Annotated in this window: 12 protein-coding genes, 1 tRNA gene and 1 pseudogene; 1 reads left to right on the top strand and 13 read right to left on the bottom strand. The window is 59.4% G+C overall.

Going from position 1 to position 16336, the window contains the following annotated elements; genetic code table 11:
• Positions 1 to 96 precede the first annotated feature (96 nt).
• From fusA to rpsL, 3 genes are read right to left on the bottom strand one after another with little or no spacing between them, the layout of a single operon-like run.
• The gene (gene fusA, locus WEB61_RS11490) at positions 97 to 2172 is read right to left on the bottom strand and encodes an elongation factor G (protein ID WP_368064469.1); all 2076 of its coding nucleotides are present in this window, start codon (positions 2170 to 2172) and stop codon (positions 97 to 99) included.
• 30 nt (positions 2173 to 2202) lie between these two features.
• Positions 2203 to 2673 carry a 30S ribosomal protein S7 gene (rpsG, locus tag WEB61_RS11485; protein WP_368064468.1) on the bottom strand — a complete coding sequence of 157 codons (471 nt, stop codon included), beginning with the start codon at positions 2671 to 2673 and terminating at the stop codon, positions 2203 to 2205.
• Between the two features lie 11 nt (positions 2674 to 2684).
• Positions 2685 to 3056, bottom strand: coding sequence for a 30S ribosomal protein S12 (rpsL, locus tag WEB61_RS11480; protein WP_293506792.1), 372 nt, complete (start codon positions 3054 to 3056; stop codon positions 2685 to 2687).
• A gap of 560 nt (positions 3057 to 3616) precedes the next feature.
• Between rpsL and WEB61_RS11475 the strand changes: the two genes are divergently transcribed.
• Positions 3617 to 4006, top strand: coding sequence for a hypothetical protein (locus tag WEB61_RS11475; RefSeq protein ID WP_368064467.1), 390 nt, complete (start codon positions 3617 to 3619; stop codon positions 4004 to 4006).
• 71 nt (positions 4007 to 4077) lie between these two features.
• Here the strand turns inward: WEB61_RS11475 and rpoC are convergent, their stop codons facing one another.
• The 10 genes and pseudogenes from rpoC to WEB61_RS11425 all read right to left on the bottom strand — a co-directional run.
• Positions 4078 to 8271, bottom strand: a complete 4194-nt coding sequence (gene rpoC / locus WEB61_RS11470) for a DNA-directed RNA polymerase subunit beta' (protein ID WP_368064466.1) — start codon at positions 8269 to 8271, stop codon at positions 4078 to 4080.
• 167 nt (positions 8272 to 8438) lie between these two features.
• Positions 8439 to 12527, bottom strand: coding sequence for a DNA-directed RNA polymerase subunit beta (rpoB, locus tag WEB61_RS11465; RefSeq protein ID WP_368064465.1), 4089 nt, complete (start codon positions 12525 to 12527; stop codon positions 8439 to 8441).
• 178 nt (positions 12528 to 12705) lie between these two features.
• Positions 12706 to 13077 (bottom strand): 50S ribosomal protein L7/L12, encoded by a 372-nt coding sequence (gene rplL, locus WEB61_RS11460; RefSeq protein ID WP_368064464.1) that lies wholly within the window; start codon positions 13075 to 13077, stop codon positions 12706 to 12708.
• Between the two features lie 48 nt (positions 13078 to 13125).
• Entirely contained in the window at positions 13126 to 13644 is a 519-nt protein-coding gene (gene rplJ / locus WEB61_RS11455; RefSeq protein WP_368064463.1) for a 50S ribosomal protein L10, read from the bottom strand.
• Positions 13645 to 14056: 412 nt separating this feature from the next.
• Positions 14057 to 14755: a 50S ribosomal protein L1 gene (gene rplA, locus WEB61_RS11450; RefSeq protein ID WP_368064462.1), complete on the bottom strand. Its 699-nt coding sequence runs from the start codon at positions 14753 to 14755 to the stop codon at positions 14057 to 14059.
• 5 nt (positions 14756 to 14760) lie between these two features.
• A complete protein-coding gene (rplK, locus tag WEB61_RS11445) occupies positions 14761 to 15189 on the bottom strand; it encodes a 50S ribosomal protein L11 (protein ID WP_368064461.1) in 429 nt (142 codons plus the stop codon).
• Between the two features lie 106 nt (positions 15190 to 15295).
• On the bottom strand, positions 15296 to 15826 hold the full coding sequence (nusG, locus tag WEB61_RS11440) for a transcription termination/antitermination protein NusG (RefSeq protein ID WP_339834617.1): 531 nt from the start codon (positions 15824 to 15826) through the stop codon (positions 15296 to 15298).
• 34 nt (positions 15827 to 15860) lie between these two features.
• Entirely contained in the window at positions 15861 to 16061 is a 201-nt protein-coding gene (gene secE, locus WEB61_RS11435; protein ID WP_339834614.1) for a preprotein translocase subunit SecE, read from the bottom strand.
• Positions 16062 to 16148: 87 nt separating this feature from the next.
• Positions 16149 to 16224 (bottom strand) — tRNA-Trp (locus WEB61_RS11430).
• Between the two features lie 26 nt (positions 16225 to 16250).
• A pseudogene (locus WEB61_RS11425) lies at positions 16251 to 16336 on the bottom strand (elongation factor Tu); the annotation flags it as partial.

Below are 16336 nucleotides of genomic sequence, written 5' to 3'. Positions count from 1 at the left end.
CGATCGTCCCGATGTTGCAGTGCGGCTTGTTCCGCTCAAACTTCTCTTTGGCCATCTCGGCGCTCCATCCTTCAGGAACAGTCTTGGTTCAGTTGATTAGGCGAGCTTCGCTCGGACTTCGTCGGACACCGCTTGCGGTACCTGCTCATAGTGATCGAACTGCATCGTGTACTGGGCCCGGCCCTGGCTCATCGAACGCAGCGTATTTACATAGCCGAACATGTTGGCGAGCGGCACCATCGCGTGAATAACCTGAGCAATCCCGCGTTGCTCCGTTCCGCTGATCTGACCGCGACGGCTGTTGAGGTCGCCGATCACATCACCCATATATTCTTCCGGCGTCACGACCTCGACATTCATGATCGGCTCAAGGAGCTTCACGCCAGCCTGCTGCGCGCCTTCACGGAAAGCTGCACGCGCCGCAATTTCGAAGGCCATCACACTTGAGTCGACATCATGGTAGGCACCATCCATCAGGGTCGCCTTGAAGTCGATCATCGGGAATCCCGCGAGCGGACCTGAGTCCTTCACGCTCTCGACACCCTTTTGAACACCCGGGATGTATTCCTTGGGCACCGAGCCGCCGACGATCTTGCTTTCGAAAATAAAGCCCGTGCCCGGCTCACCCGGCTCGAAGACGATCTTGACGCGGGCGTACTGACCCGAACCGCCGGTCTGCTTCTTGTGGGTGTAATCGATTTCGGCGCGCTTCGTCAGCGTTTCACGATACGCAACCTGCGGCGCGCCTACATTGGCTTCAACCTTGAACTCGCGACGCATGCGATCGACGAGAATGTCGAGGTGAAGCTCGCCCATGCCCTTGATAACGGTCTGGCCGGATTCCTGATCCACCGACACACGGAAGGACGGATCTTCCTGTGCAAGACGATTGAGCGCGATTCCCATCTTTTCCTGGTCGGCTTTCGTCTTCGGCTCCACCGCAACCTCGATAACGGGCTCCGGGAATTCCATCCGCTCGAGAATGATCGGCTTCAGCGGGTCGCAAAGCGTATCGCCGGTGGTGGTGTTCTTGAGACCCGCAACGGCGACGATGTCACCCGCATGGGCTTCCTTGATATCTTCACGATGGTTCGCATGCATCTGCAGCATGCGGCCGATGCGCTCGCGGTTGTCCTTGGTCGAATTCAGCACACCCGTGCCGGTCGTCATAACGCCCGAATAGATGCGACAGAAGGTCAGCGAACCAACGAAGGGATCATTCATGATCTTGAAGGCGAGAACGGAAAGCGGCTCTTCATCGGAGGAGGTGCGCGTATCGGGCTGATCGGTCTTCGGATCGATGCCCTGCATCGGCTCAACTTCGAGAGGCGACGGCAGGTAGTCCACCACCGCATCGAGCATCGGCTGAACGCCCTTGTTCTTGAAGGCGCTGCCGCAGAGAACCGGCACAAATTTACGGGCAATCGTACCTTTGCGGATGAGCTTCTTGAGGGTCGCCTCATCAGGCTCGTTGCCGTCGAGATAGGCTTCCATCACCGTGTCGTCCATCTCGACCGCGAGCTCGACCAGCTTCGCCCGGTATTCGTCGGCCTGCTCCTTGAGATCGGAGCGGATGTCGCGATACTCGAATTCGGCACCGAGCGACTCATCTTTCCAGATGATTTCCTTCATCACGATAAGGTCGATCAACCCTTCGAAATCGGATTCCGATCCGATCGGAAGCTGCACCACCAGCGGCACCGCGCCGAGGCGCGTCACGATCATGTCGACGCAGCGATAGAAATTCGCGCCCATGCGGTCCATCTTGTTGACGAAGCACATACGGGGCACGCGATACTTGTCGGCTTGGCGCCACACGGTTTCCGACTGCGGTTCCACACCAGCCACCGAGTCGAACACGGTGACGGCACCGTCGAGCACACGCAACGAACGCTCGACCTCAATCGTGAAATCCACGTGACCGGGCGTATCGATGATGTTGATACGCTTGTCTTTCCAGAAGCACGTCGTCGCGGCGGACGTAATCGTGATACCGCGTTCCTGCTCCTGCTCCATCCAGTCCATCGTAGCGGCGCCGTCATGTACTTCGCCAATCTTGTGGCTCACGCCTGTATAGTACAGGATACGCTCGGTCGTCGTCGTCTTACCGGCATCGATGTGAGCCATGATGCCGATATTGCGATAATCTTCGAGCTTCGTTTTGCGTGCCATGACGGTCTGCCTTTGGAGGTCGTATCCGCTTTACCAGCGGTAGTGCGAGAAAGCGCGGTTGGCTTCGGCCATGCGGTGCGTGTCTTCACGCTTCTTGACAGCCGACCCGCGATTGTTGGCCGCGTCGAGCAATTCACCGGAAAGGCGCGCAACCATCGTCGTCTCGTTGCGCGCACGCGCGGCCGCGATAATCCAGCGAATGGCCAGGGCCTTACGGCGCTCCGGACGAACTTCGACGGGGACTTGGTAAGTCGCGCCACCGACGCGACGCGAGCGAACTTCGAGTGCCGGCATCACATTTTCGAGGGCTTCGTGGAAGGTACGCAGCGGATCGACGCTGGCCTTCTGCTGCATCTGGTCGAACGCGCCGTAAATGATGTTTTCGGCGGCGGATTTCTTGCCGTGATACATCAGGCTGTTCATGAACTTCGCGAGAACAACGTCGCCATACTTGGCGTCCGGAATAACGTCTCGCTTTTCTGCGCGGTGGCGTCGGGACATATCTCTGTTCCTTACTTCGGACGCTTCGCGCCGTATTTCGAACGACGCTGACGGCGGTCTTTCACACCCTGCGTATCGAGCACGCCGCGGATAATGTGATAGCGAACGCCGGGAAGATCCTTCACGCGGCCGCCGCGGATCAACACCACGGAGTGCTCCTGAAGATTGTGGCCTTCGCCGGGGATGTAGCTCGTCACTTCGAAACCATTCGTCAGACGAACGCGCGCGACTTTACGCAGAGCGGAGTTCGGCTTCTTCGGCGTCGTCGTATAAACGCGGGTACACACGCCACGCTTTTGCGGGCACGCCTGCATAGCCGGTACTTTGTTCCGCTTCACCAGCGGCTTGCGCGGGTTGCGGATGAGTTGGTTGACGGTGGGCATTCGCCTGCTCGATCCTGTCTGTCCAAACAAAAAACGCCGCGCCGCCCCGGATTTATCCGGAATAGGCTGCGCGCGCTCATGGACACCAAACCCCAATCGGGTTTTGCGTCCAAATGCAGAGGATCCCGGTCTAGTGTCCGGAATCGTGCGCCATTCCTCGTATTCTGTTCACTGACCCCAGTGTCTAGATCCGGCGAAGGGCCAATCCCGTCAGGGACTTACAGGCCCGGCACCCGGGGAGCTCTACTACCTGGAGCGAAAGTGGGCGGAACCTACTCTGGGGTCCCTACCCCGTCAACCCCAATCCTTAAGAAATGCTAGGAAAACCGCCCGGGAGAGACGTTTCGCCCCCGACCCGACCTTCCGTGCCGCTCGGAAGGCGGCAGACCTCCAAAATACCTTCGCTGGAAGGCCCGGAAGCGCCTTCGCCCCGCTTGATCGGCGGAAGTGATTCTCACTGATTCTGCCGGCCGGGCGAACGCCGATACGACATTTTTCCCATAGGACTGCGAACCCCGTGGCGGCAGAATACCTTCCGCACGTGATGACGGGAGGGCGACGTGAACGGAAAATACTGGTCGGCCATCTTCTGGGCCGCGGCTATCTTCAACTTTCTCGCGGGGCTGCCACCCCTGCTCGTGCCTGAAATGGTGGTGGCCAACGCCGAACTGCCGCCCTTCGCGCCGGAGCATCTCCTCATTGTCCGCATGTCGGGCCTGCTCATCTGCACCTTCGGCATCGGATATGCCATGGTCGCGCTCGGCTGGCCGGGCACCCGGCAGATCGTGGCCCTCGGCCTCATCGGCAAGCTAGGCCTGTGCTTCCTCGTGGCGCTGCAATTCGCTCAGACCGGCGTGTCCGCGACGGTGATCGGGGCGACGGCGGGCGATTTCATCTTCGTGGTCCTCTTTGCTCTCTATCTCAGCCGCACGGGCAAAGCGCCGGCCTGACCCGGAAACGAAACAGGCCGCCCGGGATCTCCGGACGGCCTGTTCTGGTTCGTTGCTTGACCTTGACGTCGTCAGGCGGCGTCACCGGCCGTTTCGGCCACTTCGGGCGTCACGACCGGACTTGCAGCAACCTGGTCCTCGAGAATCTTCTCGTCGCGCCTCTGCGCCTCACCGCGCAAACGTTGCAGCATCCCACCCGTGCCGGCCGGGATCAGTCGCCCGACGATGACGTTCTCCTTCAGACCGACCAGCTGATCGACCTTGCCGGACACCGCCGCCTCGGTGAGGACGCGAGTTGTTTCCTGGAAAGACGCAGCCGAAATAAATGAGCGAGTCTGAAGGCTCGCCTTGGTGATGCCGAGCAGGACGGGGCTGGCCGACGCCAGAACCTTACCCTGGGCCTCAAGCTTGCCGTTCATCTCGTCGAACTCGGTTCGATCCATCTGCTCGCCGGGCAGCGTGATCGACTCGCCCGGATTGGTGATCTCCACCTTCTGCAGCATGTTGCGTACGATCACTTCGATATGCTTGTCGTTGATCGACACGCCCTGAAGACGATAGACGTCCTGCACTTCGTTGACGAGATAGGCCGCCAACTCCTCGACACCCGAAATCGCCAGGATGTCGTGAGGCGCCGGGTGACCATCGAGAATAAATTCGCCCTTCTCAATGATGTCGCCTTCCTGCACCGAGATGTGCTTACCCTTGGGGATCAGATACTCGACAGGTTCGAGACTCTCATCCGACGGGTGCACAATGATACGCCGCTTGTTTTTGTAGTCACGGCCGAACTCGACCCGACCTGTAACCTCCGCGATGATCGCGTGATCCTTTGGCCGCCGTGCCTCGAAAAGTTCCGCGACGCGCGGCAAACCACCGGTGATATCGCGCGTCTTGGCACCTTCTGTCGGAATACGCGCCAGCACGTCGCCAGCATGAACATCCGCTCCGTTTTCGACGGACAGGATGGCGTCAACCGACAGGAGGTAACGTGCTTCATTACCGCTGGCGAGCTTCATCAGCTTGCCTTTGGCGTCCTTGACCACCACTGCCGGCCGCAGCTCGCTCCCGCGCGGGCTGGCCCGCCAGTCCACAACGACGCGGCTCGAAATACCCGTCGCCTCGTCCGCCACTTCGCGGATCGAAACACCATCGACCAAATCCTCGAACTCAACCGTCCCGTTGACCTCAGTGAGGATCGGCATCGTGTAGGGATCCCACTCGGCGATGCGCTGGCCGCGTGTGATGGTAGCACCATCGTCCACCTTCAGGCGTGAACCGTAGGTGAGCTTGTGCGAGGCGCGCTCTCCGCCATGCTCGTCGATGACCTGAACCTGAACGTTCCGCCCCATCACGACCAGAACGCCGTTCGAGTCCTTCACAACATTGCGGTTGACGATCTTGATCGTGCCGGGATGGTTCGACTCGATGAACGAGCTGTCCACCACCTGTGCTGTGCCGCCGATGTGGAACGTCCGCATAGTAAGCTGCGTGCCCGGCTCGCCAATCGACTGGGCGGCGATGACGCCTACCGCTTCGCCCATGTTCACCGGCGTACCGCGTGCGAGATCGCGACCGTAACAGGCCGCGCAGACGCCATTGGCAGCCTCACATGTCAGAACAGACCGAATGCGGATCGACTGAATGTTGGCCTCTTCGATGAGGTCCACATCCGCTTCGTCTATCAGGTGGGTTTTCTTGATAATGACTTTGTCGGTCGCCGGGTCCTTCACATCCTCCGCCGTGGTGCGGCCAAGAACGCGGGTGCCAAGCGAGACGATAACATCGCCCGCTTCGATTACGGCCTGAACGGTGATACCGCCCGATGTACCGCAATCTTCTTCGGTGATGATCGAGTCCTGCGCCACGTCCACAAGTCGACGCGTGAGGTAACCCGAGTTCGCCGTCTTGAGCGCTGTATCGGCAAGTCCTTTGCGTGCGCCATGCGTCGAGTTGAAGTACTCGAGAACAGTGAGGCCTTCCTTGAAGTTCGAAATGATCGGTGTCTCGATGATTTCACCCGACGGCTTGGCCATCAGGCCGCGCATGCCGGCGAGCTGCTTCATCTGGGCAGGCGAACCGCGCGCGCCCGAATGTGCCATCATGTAGATGGAGTTGATCTGCTTCTCACGTTTTGTTTCAGCATCGACCTGAACGGCCGAAATCTTCTGCATCATCACGTCAGCAACACGATCGGTACACTTCGCCCATGCATCGACGACCTTGTTGTACTTCTCGCCCTGCGTGATGAGGCCGTCGATATACTGCTGCTCATACTCGGTGGTCAGCGAGCGTGTCTCCTCGACAAGCCGTGCCTTCTCCTCCGGAATGACCATGTCGTCCTTGCCGAACGAGATACCGGCCCGGAACGCCTGACGGAAACCGAGCGCCATGATCTGGTCGCAGAAGATAACCGTCTCTTTCTGGCCGCAGTGACGATAGACGACATCGATCATCCGCGAGATATCGCGTTTCGTCAGCAAACGGTTGACGAGATCGAACGGAACGTTCGGATGCTTCGGTAGGAGTTCGCCCACCAGCATCCGGCCCGGCGTCGTGTCGACGACCTGCGTCAGGTCATTGCCATCGGCATCCTTCGTCGTGTAACGCGCCTTGACCTTGGCGTGCAGCGTGACAGCCTTCGCCGCCAGCGCATGTTCGATCTCCGCGACGCTGGAGAACACCATGCCCTCGCCCGGCTCGTTCTGCTTTTCGATCGTCACATAATAAAGACCGAGAACAATGTCCTGCGACGGCACGATGATCGGCGAACCGTTCGCGGGGTGAAGGATGTTGTTCGTCGACATCATCAGCACGCGCGCTTCCAGCTGCGCTTCGAGCGACAGCGGGACATGTACGGCCATCTGGTCGCCGTCGAAGTCGGCGTTGAAGGCCGCGCAGACGAGCGGATGCAGCTGGATCGCCTTGCCTTCGATCAGCACGGGCTCAAACGCTTGAATACCGAGACGATGCAGCGTCGGCGCACGGTTGAGCAGCACCGGATGTTCGCGGATCACCTGTTCGAGAATTTCCCAGACCTCGGGACGCTCTTTCTCGACCAGCTTCTTCGCCTGCTTGACGGTGGCGCTGAGGCCCTTCGCCTCGAGCCGCGAATAGATGAACGGCTTGAACAGTTCGAGCGCCATCTTCTTCGGCAACCCGCACTGATGCAGCTTCAGCTCCGGACCAACCACGATGACCGAACGGCCCGAATAGTCGACGCGCTTGCCGAGCAGGTTCTGGCGGAAGCGACCCTGCTTTCCCTTCAGCATATCGGCGAGCGACTTCAGCGGACGCTTGTTGGCGCCCGTGATCACACGGCCGCGGCGGCCATTGTCGAACAACGCATCGACCGACTCCTGCAGCATCCGTTTTTCGTTCCGGATGATGATGTCCGGCGCACGCAGTTCCATCAGGCGCTTCAAACGGTTGTTGCGGTTGATGACGCGGCGATACAGATCGTTGAGATCTGAAGTCGCGAAGCGGCCGCCATCGAGCGGAACGAGCGGCCGCAACTCCGGCGGGATTACCGGAACGACTGTCATGATCATCCATTCGGGCTTGTTGCCGGACTCGATGAACGCCTCGATCAGCTTCAAGCGCTTGGCGAGCTTCTTCGGCTTCAGTTCCGAAGTCGACTCGGCGATTTCGACACGCAGCTCGGCTGCCGTCTTTTCGAGGTCGAGCGCCTCAAGAATCTCGCGGATCGCTTCGGCGCCGATCTTGGCGGTGAAGCTGTCTTCGCCATGTTGATCCTGAGCGTCGAGCAACTCTTCTTCCGTCAGAAGCTGGCGTTCCTTCAGCGAAGTGAGGCCGGGCTCCAGAACGATGTAGTTCTCGAAATAGAGAACGCGCTCAAGATCCTTCAGCGTCATGTCGAGCAGCATTCCGATACGGCTCGGCAGCGACTTCAGGAACCAGATATGCGCAACCGGTGCGGCGAGTTCGATATGGCCCATACGCTCACGACGAACTTTCGACAGCGTTACTTCCACGCCGCACTTTTCGCAGATGATGCCTTTGTACTTCATCCGCTTGTACTTGCCGCACAAGCATTCGTAGTCCTTGATCGGACCGAAGATGCGCGCGCAGAAGAGCCCATCGCGTTCAGGTTTGAACGTACGATAGTTAATCGTTTCGGGCTTCTTGATCTCGCCATAAGACCAGGAATGGATCCGCTCCGGGCTGGCAATCGAAATCTTGATCTGATCGAATGTCTGCGCCGGCGTCGTCGGATTGAAAAGGTTCATGACCTCTTGGTTCATGGACTTCTCCTGAGCTCGGGCCTCCACATCAACGGGGAGCATCGTTCGCGTCCGGTGGGGCCATCCGTCCGCATACCCCGTATATCAATCTCTGTCTCGCCTTCGTCGCCCCGAAGGGCGGAAAGCGGCGGCGCGGCCGGCAAAGGGCGCGCCGCCTCCGTTTCGCATCAGTTCGCCGGCGGCGTCAGCAACTCAACATTGAGGCCGAGCGACCGCATTTCCTTGACGAGCACATTGAAGCTCTCCGGAATGCCGGCCTCGAAGGTGTCGTCGCCGCGCACGATAGCTTCATAGACCTTGGTGCGGCCGGCCACGTCGTCCGACTTGACCGTCAGCATTTCCTGCAGCGTATAGGCGGCGCCGTAAGCCTCGAGCGCCCACACCTCCATTTCGCCGAAACGCTGGCCGCCAAACTGCGCCTTGCCGCCCAGCGGCTGCTGCGTCACGAGCGAATACGGTCCGATGGAGCGTGCATGAATCTTGTCGTCCACCAGATGGTGCAGCTTCAGCATATAGATGTAGCCCACCGTCACCTTGCGATCGAACGCATCACCAGTTCGTCCGTCATGGAGCGTCACCTGGCCCGAATGATCCATCCCGGCAAGATCGAGCATCTCCACAATGTCCGGCTCATGCGCACCGTCGAACACCGGCGTCGCAATCGGCACGCCGTTGGTCAAGTTACCTGCCATCTCGACAAGCTGCTCGTCATCAAGCGATGCCACCGTCGGATCGTCGCCATAGATCTTCTTGACGAGGTCCTTCAATTCTTTCGGCTTGTTTTCGCGGCGATAGCTTTCCAGCGCCAGCTCGATCTTCTTTCCAAGACCGGCACAGGCCCACCCGAGATGCGTCTCGAGAATCTGACCGACGTTCATGCGGCTCGGCACGCCGAGGGGATTGAGCACGATGTCCACCGGCTGCCCGTCGTCGAGGTAGGGCATATCTTCCATCGGCACGATGCGGCTGATGACGCCCTTGTTGCCGTGACGGCCAGCCATCTTGTCACCGGTCTGAAGCTTGCGCTTCACGGCAACGAAGACCTTGACCATCTTCATCACACCAGGCGGCAACTCGTCGCCGCGCTGCAGTTTGTCGACCTTATCGGCAAAACGTGCTTCGAGACGCTCCTTGCTTTCGTCGTACTGTCCTTTCAGCGCTTCAATCTCGGCCTGCGCCTTCTCGTTCTTCAACGCAATCTGCCACCACTGACCGCGACTCAGATCATCGAGGTTGGCTTGCGTCACCTTGCTGTCGACGTCCATGCCTTTCGGGCCGGAAGCGATTTGCTTGCCCAGAAGAATCTCTGAGAGACGGCCATAAACGTTACGATCGAGAATGCCGAATTCGTCGTCCCGGTCTTTTGCGAGACGTTCGATTTCTTCGCGCTCGATCGCCATCGCGCGCTCGTCCTTGTCGATACCGTGTCGATTGAACACACGCACCTCGACAACCGTACCCTGCACGCCCGGTGGGAGCCGAAGCGACGTGTCGCGAACGTCCGACGCCTTCTCACCAAAAATGGCGCGCAGAAGCTTTTCTTCCGGTGTCATCGGGCTCTCGCCCTTTGGTGTGATCTTGCCGACCAGAATGTCGCCAGGGTTCACTTCCGCACCGATATAGACAATACCGGCTTCGTCGAGGTTCTTCAGAGCCTCTTCGCCGACATTCGGGATATCGCGCGTGATTTCTTCCGGCCCAAGCTTTGTATCGCGTGCCATCACTTCGAATTCTTCGATGTGAATGGACGTGAACACATCGTCGCGCACGATGCGCTCGGAAATCAGGATCGAATCCTCGAAGTTGTAACCATTCCACGGCATGAAGGCGACGAGAACGTTACGGCCGAGCGCCAGATCGCCGAGTTCAGTCGACGGCCCGTCGGCAACAATATCGCCCTTCTTTACCTGATCGCCCACGCGTACCAGCGGACGCTGGTTGATACAGGTGTTCTGGTTGGAGCGCTGGAACTTGCGCAGGTTGTAGATGTCGACGCCCGATTGCGACGGATCGACCTCCTCCGTCGCTCGGATAACGATGCGCGTTGCGTCCACTTGATCGACGATGCCCGTTCGGCGTGCACCGATCGCGGCACCACTATCCCGCGCCACCACCTCTTCCATACCGGTACCGACGAGCGGCGCCTCGGACCGGATCAGCGGCACGGCCTGACGCTGCATGTTCGAGCCCATCAGCGCGCGGTTGGCGTCGTCGTTCTCAAGGAACGGGATGAGCGCCGCAGCAACCGAAACAATCTGTTTCGGCGACACGTCGACAAAATCCACTTGATCCGGAGGCACCATTTCGAAATCGCCATCGATACGGCAATTGACAAGCTCTCCTTCGATCTCGCCTTTCTTGCTGATCGAAATATTGGCCTGTGCGACGCGGTAACGCGCTTCTTCCATGGCAGAGAGATAGACAACGTCGTCCGTCATCTTGCCGTTCTTGACGCGCCGATACGGGCTTTCGATGAAGCCGTACTTGTTGACGCGTGCAAATGTCGCCAGCGAATTGATCAGACCGATATTCGGCCCCTCCGGCGTTTCGATCGGACAGATGCGGCCATAATGCGTCGGATGCACGTCACGAACTTCGAAGCCCGCCCGCTCACGCGTAAGACCACCGGGTCCAAGAGCCGAGAGACGGCGCTTGTGGGTAATCTCCGACAATGGATTCGTCTGGTCCATGAATTGAGACAATTGCGATGAGCCGAAAAACTCACGCACGGCAGCCGCCGCCGGTTTGGCATTGATCAGGTCATGCGGCATTACCGTGTCGATATCGACCGACGACATACGTTCCTTGATCGCACGCTCCATGCGCAGAAGACCGACGCGGTACTGATTCTCCATCAGCTCGCCCACGGAACGCACACGGCGATTGCCGAGATTGTCGATGTCGTCAATCTCGCCTTTGCCGTCACGCAGTCCGACCAGCGTCTTGATGACCGCCAGTATGTCATCGCTGCGCAGCACACGCACTGTGTCTGGACAGTCCAGATCCAGACGCATATTCATCTTGACGCGACCGACCGCGGAAAGATCATAACGCTCTGAATCGAAGAACAAGCTCTGAAACAGTGCTTCGGCCGTGTCCGCCGTCGGCGGTTCACCGGGACGCATGACACGATAGATATCGATCAGCGCCTGCTCGCGATTGGTGCATTTGTCCACGGCAAGCGTGTTACGGATGAATGCGCCTGTATTCACATGATCGATGTCGAGCGTGACGATCTCGCTGTGACCGGCCTCGACCAGCATTTCCAGCATCTCCGGCGTGATTTCGTCACCGGCCTCGGCGAAAATTTCACCGGTTTCCATATTGACGATTTCACGAGCAAGATAACGGCCGTGAATATCCTCGTCTTGCACGAGAAGTTCCTTGAGGCCGTCCTCCGCAAGCTTCTTCGCAAGCCGCGGCGTCACCTTGCGGCCAGCTTCCACAACGGCCTTGCCACTCTTCGCGTCAATCAGGTCGCGCTCCGGCTTCGCGCCACGATAGCGTTCCGCGTCAAACGGCACGCGCCAACCCTGCTTCACCTTGGTGAAAGTGACGCTCTTGTAGAAAGTATCGAGAATTTCTTCGGAATCGAGCCCAAGCGCGTAAAGCAACGTCGTCACCGGCAGTTTGCGGCGACGATCGATACGCACAAAGACGATATCCTTCGCGTCGAACTCAAAATCGAGCCACGAACCGCGATAGGGGATGACGCGCGCGGCAAAGAGCAGCTTGCCGGACGAATGTGTTTTACCCTTATCGTGATCGAAGAATACGCCAGGGCTGCGATGCATCTGGGAGACGATAACGCGCTCGGTGCCGTTGATGACGAACGTGCCGTTCTCGGTCATCAGCGGCATGTCGCCCATATAGACGTCCTGCTCCTTGATGTCCTTGACAGACTTCGCGCCCGTGTCCTCGTCCACCTCAAACACGATCAGCCGCAACGTCACCTTCAGAGGCGCCGCATAGGTCATGCCGCGCTGCTGGCACTCTTCCACGTCGTATTTCGGCGTCTCGAATTCGTAATTCACGAACTCAAGCGTCGAGTTTTCGGAAAAATCGCTGATCGGGAAAACCGACTTGAAGACCGCCTGGAGCCCCTGCTCCTCACGACCACCAACCGGATTCACAACCTGCAGGAACTGGTCGTAGGAATATTTCTGAACCTCGATGAGATTCGGCATTTCCGCGACCTGCGGAATATGACCGAAAATCTTGCGAACCCGCTTTCGACCAGTGAAAGACTGCGTCATTTGTGCTCCTCGCAACGCTCTGCATTAGAACGGCGGCCGGGCTTTCAGTCGGAAAGGGGGCTGCCCGGTCTCAAGGCCCGCCTTCTCTGTGAGGGGTCTCCAGAGCCCTGGCTCCGGAGTGTCGGTTGGAATGGAAAGCGTGCAGCCTTCCATCCCAACCGCAACGGTTGATACGAACTTACTTGAGTTCGACTTTGGCGCCGGCTTTCTCGAGCTGCGCCTTGATCTTGGCAGCCTCGTCCTTCGACGCGCCTTCCTTGACGGTCTTCGGAGCGCCTTCGACAAGGTCCTTGGCTTCCTTGAGGCCGAGGCCCGTGATCGTGCGGACTTCCTTGATCACCTCGATCTTCTTTTCGCCCGCGGCGGCAAGCACCACCTCGAACTCGGTCTGCTCTTCGGCAGCCGCGGCCGGAGCCGCACCAGCAGCCGCAACAGCGACTGGAGCGGCAGCGGAGACGCCCCACTTCTCTTCGAGCATCTTCGACAACTCAGCCGCCTGAAGGACGGTCAGGCCGGAAAGGTCTTCAACGATTTTTGCGAGATCGGTCATTTCAGTGTCTTTCTTTGAGGTTCGGTTGGTTTCGGTTCACCGCAGCGGTCACGCCGCTTCGCTCTTGGTGGCATAGGCATTCAGCACGCGCGCCAGTTGGCCGGCAGGTGCCTGCAGCACACCCGCGATGCGGGTGGCAGGCGTCTGGATCATGCCCACAATCTTCGCGCGCAGTTCGTCGAGCGACGGCAGGTCGGCAAGTTGCTTCACTGCTTTTGCATCGAGAACCGTCTCGCCCATCGCGCCGCCGAGGATCACCAGCTTCTGGTTGTCCTTGGCGAACTCGATCGCAACCTTGGGGGCAGCAACCGGGTCGTTCGAATAGGCGATCGCCGTCGGCCCCGCGAAGAGATCGTTGATCTCGTTCATCGGGGTGCCGTCCAGAGCGAGCTTCGCGAGCCGGTTCTTCGTTACCTTGAACGAAGCTCCGGCCTTGTTCATCCGCGAACGCAGATCGGACATCTGGTTCACGGTGAGACCGCTGTAGTGGGCGACGACGACCACAGCGGCGGTCGAAAACACGCCGTTGAGTTCCGTCACGAGCTCTGACTTTTCAGCTCTGTCCACTTTCTCTCTCCGTGCGCATGAAACCCTCATGCACTCAGGGGCGACTTCGGAACGGGCACATCACCCGTCTCTCCGCCGCCGTTGGCGTTTACCGCTCGAAGCGGACGCGGGGCGGTCAAGCCTCGCGCCTTTGTCGAACGGCGCTCACTTGCCTGTCGTCCCGGGTTCCAACCGATCTCATAAGCCCGAAAGGCCCCATGAAACCGTTCAAACTCCCGCCTATTGCCGGCCGCCGTCTTGATTGGCGATTAAGCGTCGGTTCCCGAAGGAACCTCGGCGCCCGCAGTCTCGGACAGGTGAACGGACGATGGCGTAGCCACTCCGGCTCGCCGCCGAAGTGACCACACGTCCCGTCCGCACTTGCCGTTCACAGCCTCGCAATGAGACCGCGAACGGAAACTCTTATGCCGCCCTAGGCGGTCACGCTTTGCGGTTCGACCTTGACGCCGGGGCCCATGGTCGAACTGAGCGCAATGCGCTTTATATACGTGCCTTTCGAACCGGCCGGCTTCGCCTTCTGCACCGCATCGACCAGCGCGCGCACATTGCCGAGAATCTGTTCCTCGGTGAAGCTCGCCTTGCCGACGCCGGCATGAACGATGCCCGCCTTCTCGACACGGAACTCAACCGCGCCGCCTTTCGCGGCTTTCACCGCCTCGGCGACATCCGGCGTCACCGTGCCGACCTTGGGGTTCGGCATCAGGCCGCGAGGACCGAGCACTTTGCCGAGACGGCCGACCAGCGGCATCATGTCCGGCGTTGCGATGCAGCGGTCGAAGTCGATCTTGCCCGACTGCACGATTTCGGCGAGATCTTCGGCACCGACGATGTCGGCACCGGCAGCCTTGGCTGCATCCGCCTTGTCGCCTTTCGCGAACACCGCAACCCTAACCGTACGGCCGGAACCATTCGGCAGCGCCACAACACCGCGAACCATCTGGTCTGCATGGCGCGGATCGACGCCGAGCGAGATCGCGACTTCGATCGTCTCGTCGAACTTCGCGGTCGCACGTTCTTTCACGAGCTTCACCGCTTCGCCAAGCCCGTAGGCCTTCTTGTGATCGACACCCTCACGGGCCTTCGTAATACGTTTGCCTGCTGAATTGCTCATCGCGCTCACTCCACCACCTGAAGGCCCATGGAACGGGCGGAACCAGCAATAATCTTCGTCGCCTGATCAAGATCATTGGCGTTGAGATCGACAAACTTCGCCTCGGCGATCTCACGGCACTGACCCAGTGTCACGCTGCCGGCGCTTGCGCGGCCGGGCGTCTTCGAGCCCGACGTGATCTTCGCCGCCTTCTTCAGGAAGTAGGACGCCGGCGGCGTCTTCATCGCGAAGGTGAACGAGCGGTCCGAATAGGCGGTAATGACGACCGGGATCGGCATTCCCTGTTCCATCTTCTGCGTCGCTGCGTTGAACGCCTTGCAGAACTCCATAATATTGAGACCGCGCTGGCCGAGCGCGGGGCCGATGGGCGGCGACGGATTTGCCGCGCCTGCCGGCACTTGCAGCTTGATATAGCCTTCGATTTTCTTCGCCATGTCTTTCCCCTGCCGGACATCCCCGGCTCTTTGGGTTAGTGGTCAGCAGCGTATCGGTTGTTTCGTCCGATACGCCTCCCACGAGAGCACGAGACGGGTTGAAGCCCTAGAGCTTCTCCACCTGCGCATATTCGAGCTCGACCGGGGTCGCCCGGCCGAAAATCGACACGGCTACCTTGAGCCGCGCCTTCTCTTCGTCGACTTCCTCGACGAAACCGTTGAACGAGGCGAAAGGTCCGTCCGCGACGCGAACCTGCTCGCCGATCTCGAAAGTGATCGAGGGCTTCGGTCGCTCAACACCCTCCTGCACCTGATGCAGGATGCGGTCGACTTCACCCTGGCTGATCGGCTGCGGCTTGTTGTCCGCGCCGAGAAAGCCCGTCACCTTCGGCGTATTCTTGACAAGGTGATAAGCCTCGTCCGTCATCTCCATCTTCACCAGCACATAGCCGGGAAAGAACTTGCGCTCGGCGTTGATCTTCCGCCCGCGCCGCACCTCGACTACTTCTTCGGTCGGGACAAGAATTTCCTCGAACTGATCCGAGAGCCCGTGCTGCTCGGCCTGCTCTCTGAGCGACTCGGCAACCTTCTTCTCGAAATTCGAGTAGGCGTGAACGATGTACCAGCGTTTGGCCATATTTAAATCCGAAGAGGCACGAAGCCTCGCATCCTCAATTGCCGCCGAATCCGAGCACGAGCGAAACGACGTAGCTCAGCGCCGTGTCTGCCAGAAAGAAGAACACCATTGCCAGCGCAACCATGATGAACACCATCACCGTGGTGATGACCGTCTCGCGTCGCGTTGGCCAAGTGACCTTTTTGGTCTCTGCCCGCACTTCCTGAAGAAACTCGAGTGGATTGGTCTTCGCCATTTTTCCTACCAATTGCCTCTCAGCTTCATCGGAAATCCGATATCGCCACCTCACCGGTTCCAACCTGCCTGCCCCTTGACCGAGGCCTGGCAGGAGTGGAGGGGCTCGAACCCCCAACCCCCGGTTTTGGAGACCGGTGCTCTACCAGTTGAGCTACACTCCTAAGCCTCACCGCGAGCGCGGCAAGCCTTACTTCAACACTTTAGAGACGACGCCTGCGCCGACGGTGCGCCCGCCTTCGCGGATGGCGAAGCGGAGCTTCTCTTCCATCGCGA

The sequence above is a fragment of the Parvibaculum sp. genome, assembly GCF_040882025.1.
In the GTDB taxonomy this organism is placed as follows: Bacteria; Pseudomonadota; Alphaproteobacteria; order Parvibaculales; family Parvibaculaceae; genus Parvibaculum.
The sequence above is the reverse complement of the archived record's forward strand: the minus strand, read 5'-3'. Positions and strand labels throughout refer to the sequence as shown.

Coding starts and splice junctions, on each gene's coding strand:
- fusA (WP_368064469.1), bottom strand. CDS start 2,172: ATGGCACGCAAAACGAAGCTCGAAGATTATCGCAATATCGGCATCATG.
- rpsG (WP_368064468.1), bottom strand. CDS start 2,673: ATGTCCCGACGCCACCGCGCAGAAAAGCGAGACGTTATTCCGGACGCC.
- rpsL (WP_293506792.1), bottom strand. CDS start 3,056: ATGCCCACCGTCAACCAACTCATCCGCAACCCGCGCAAGCCGCTGGTG.
- rpoC (WP_368064466.1), bottom strand. CDS start 8,271: ATGAACCAAGAGGTCATGAACCTTTTCAATCCGACGACGCCGGCGCAG.
- rpoB (WP_368064465.1), bottom strand. CDS start 12,527: ATGACGCAGTCTTTCACTGGTCGAAAGCGGGTTCGCAAGATTTTCGGT.
- rplL (WP_368064464.1), bottom strand. CDS start 13,077: ATGACCGATCTCGCAAAAATCGTTGAAGACCTTTCCGGCCTGACCGTC.
- rplA (WP_368064462.1), bottom strand. CDS start 14,755: ATGAGCAATTCAGCAGGCAAACGTATTACGAAGGCCCGTGAGGGTGTC.
- rplK (WP_368064461.1), bottom strand. CDS start 15,189: ATGGCGAAGAAAATCGAAGGCTATATCAAGCTGCAAGTGCCGGCAGGC.
- nusG (WP_339834617.1), bottom strand. CDS start 15,826: ATGGCCAAACGCTGGTACATCGTTCACGCCTACTCGAATTTCGAGAAG.
- secE (WP_339834614.1), bottom strand. CDS start 16,061: ATGGCGAAGACCAATCCACTCGAGTTTCTTCAGGAAGTGCGGGCAGAG.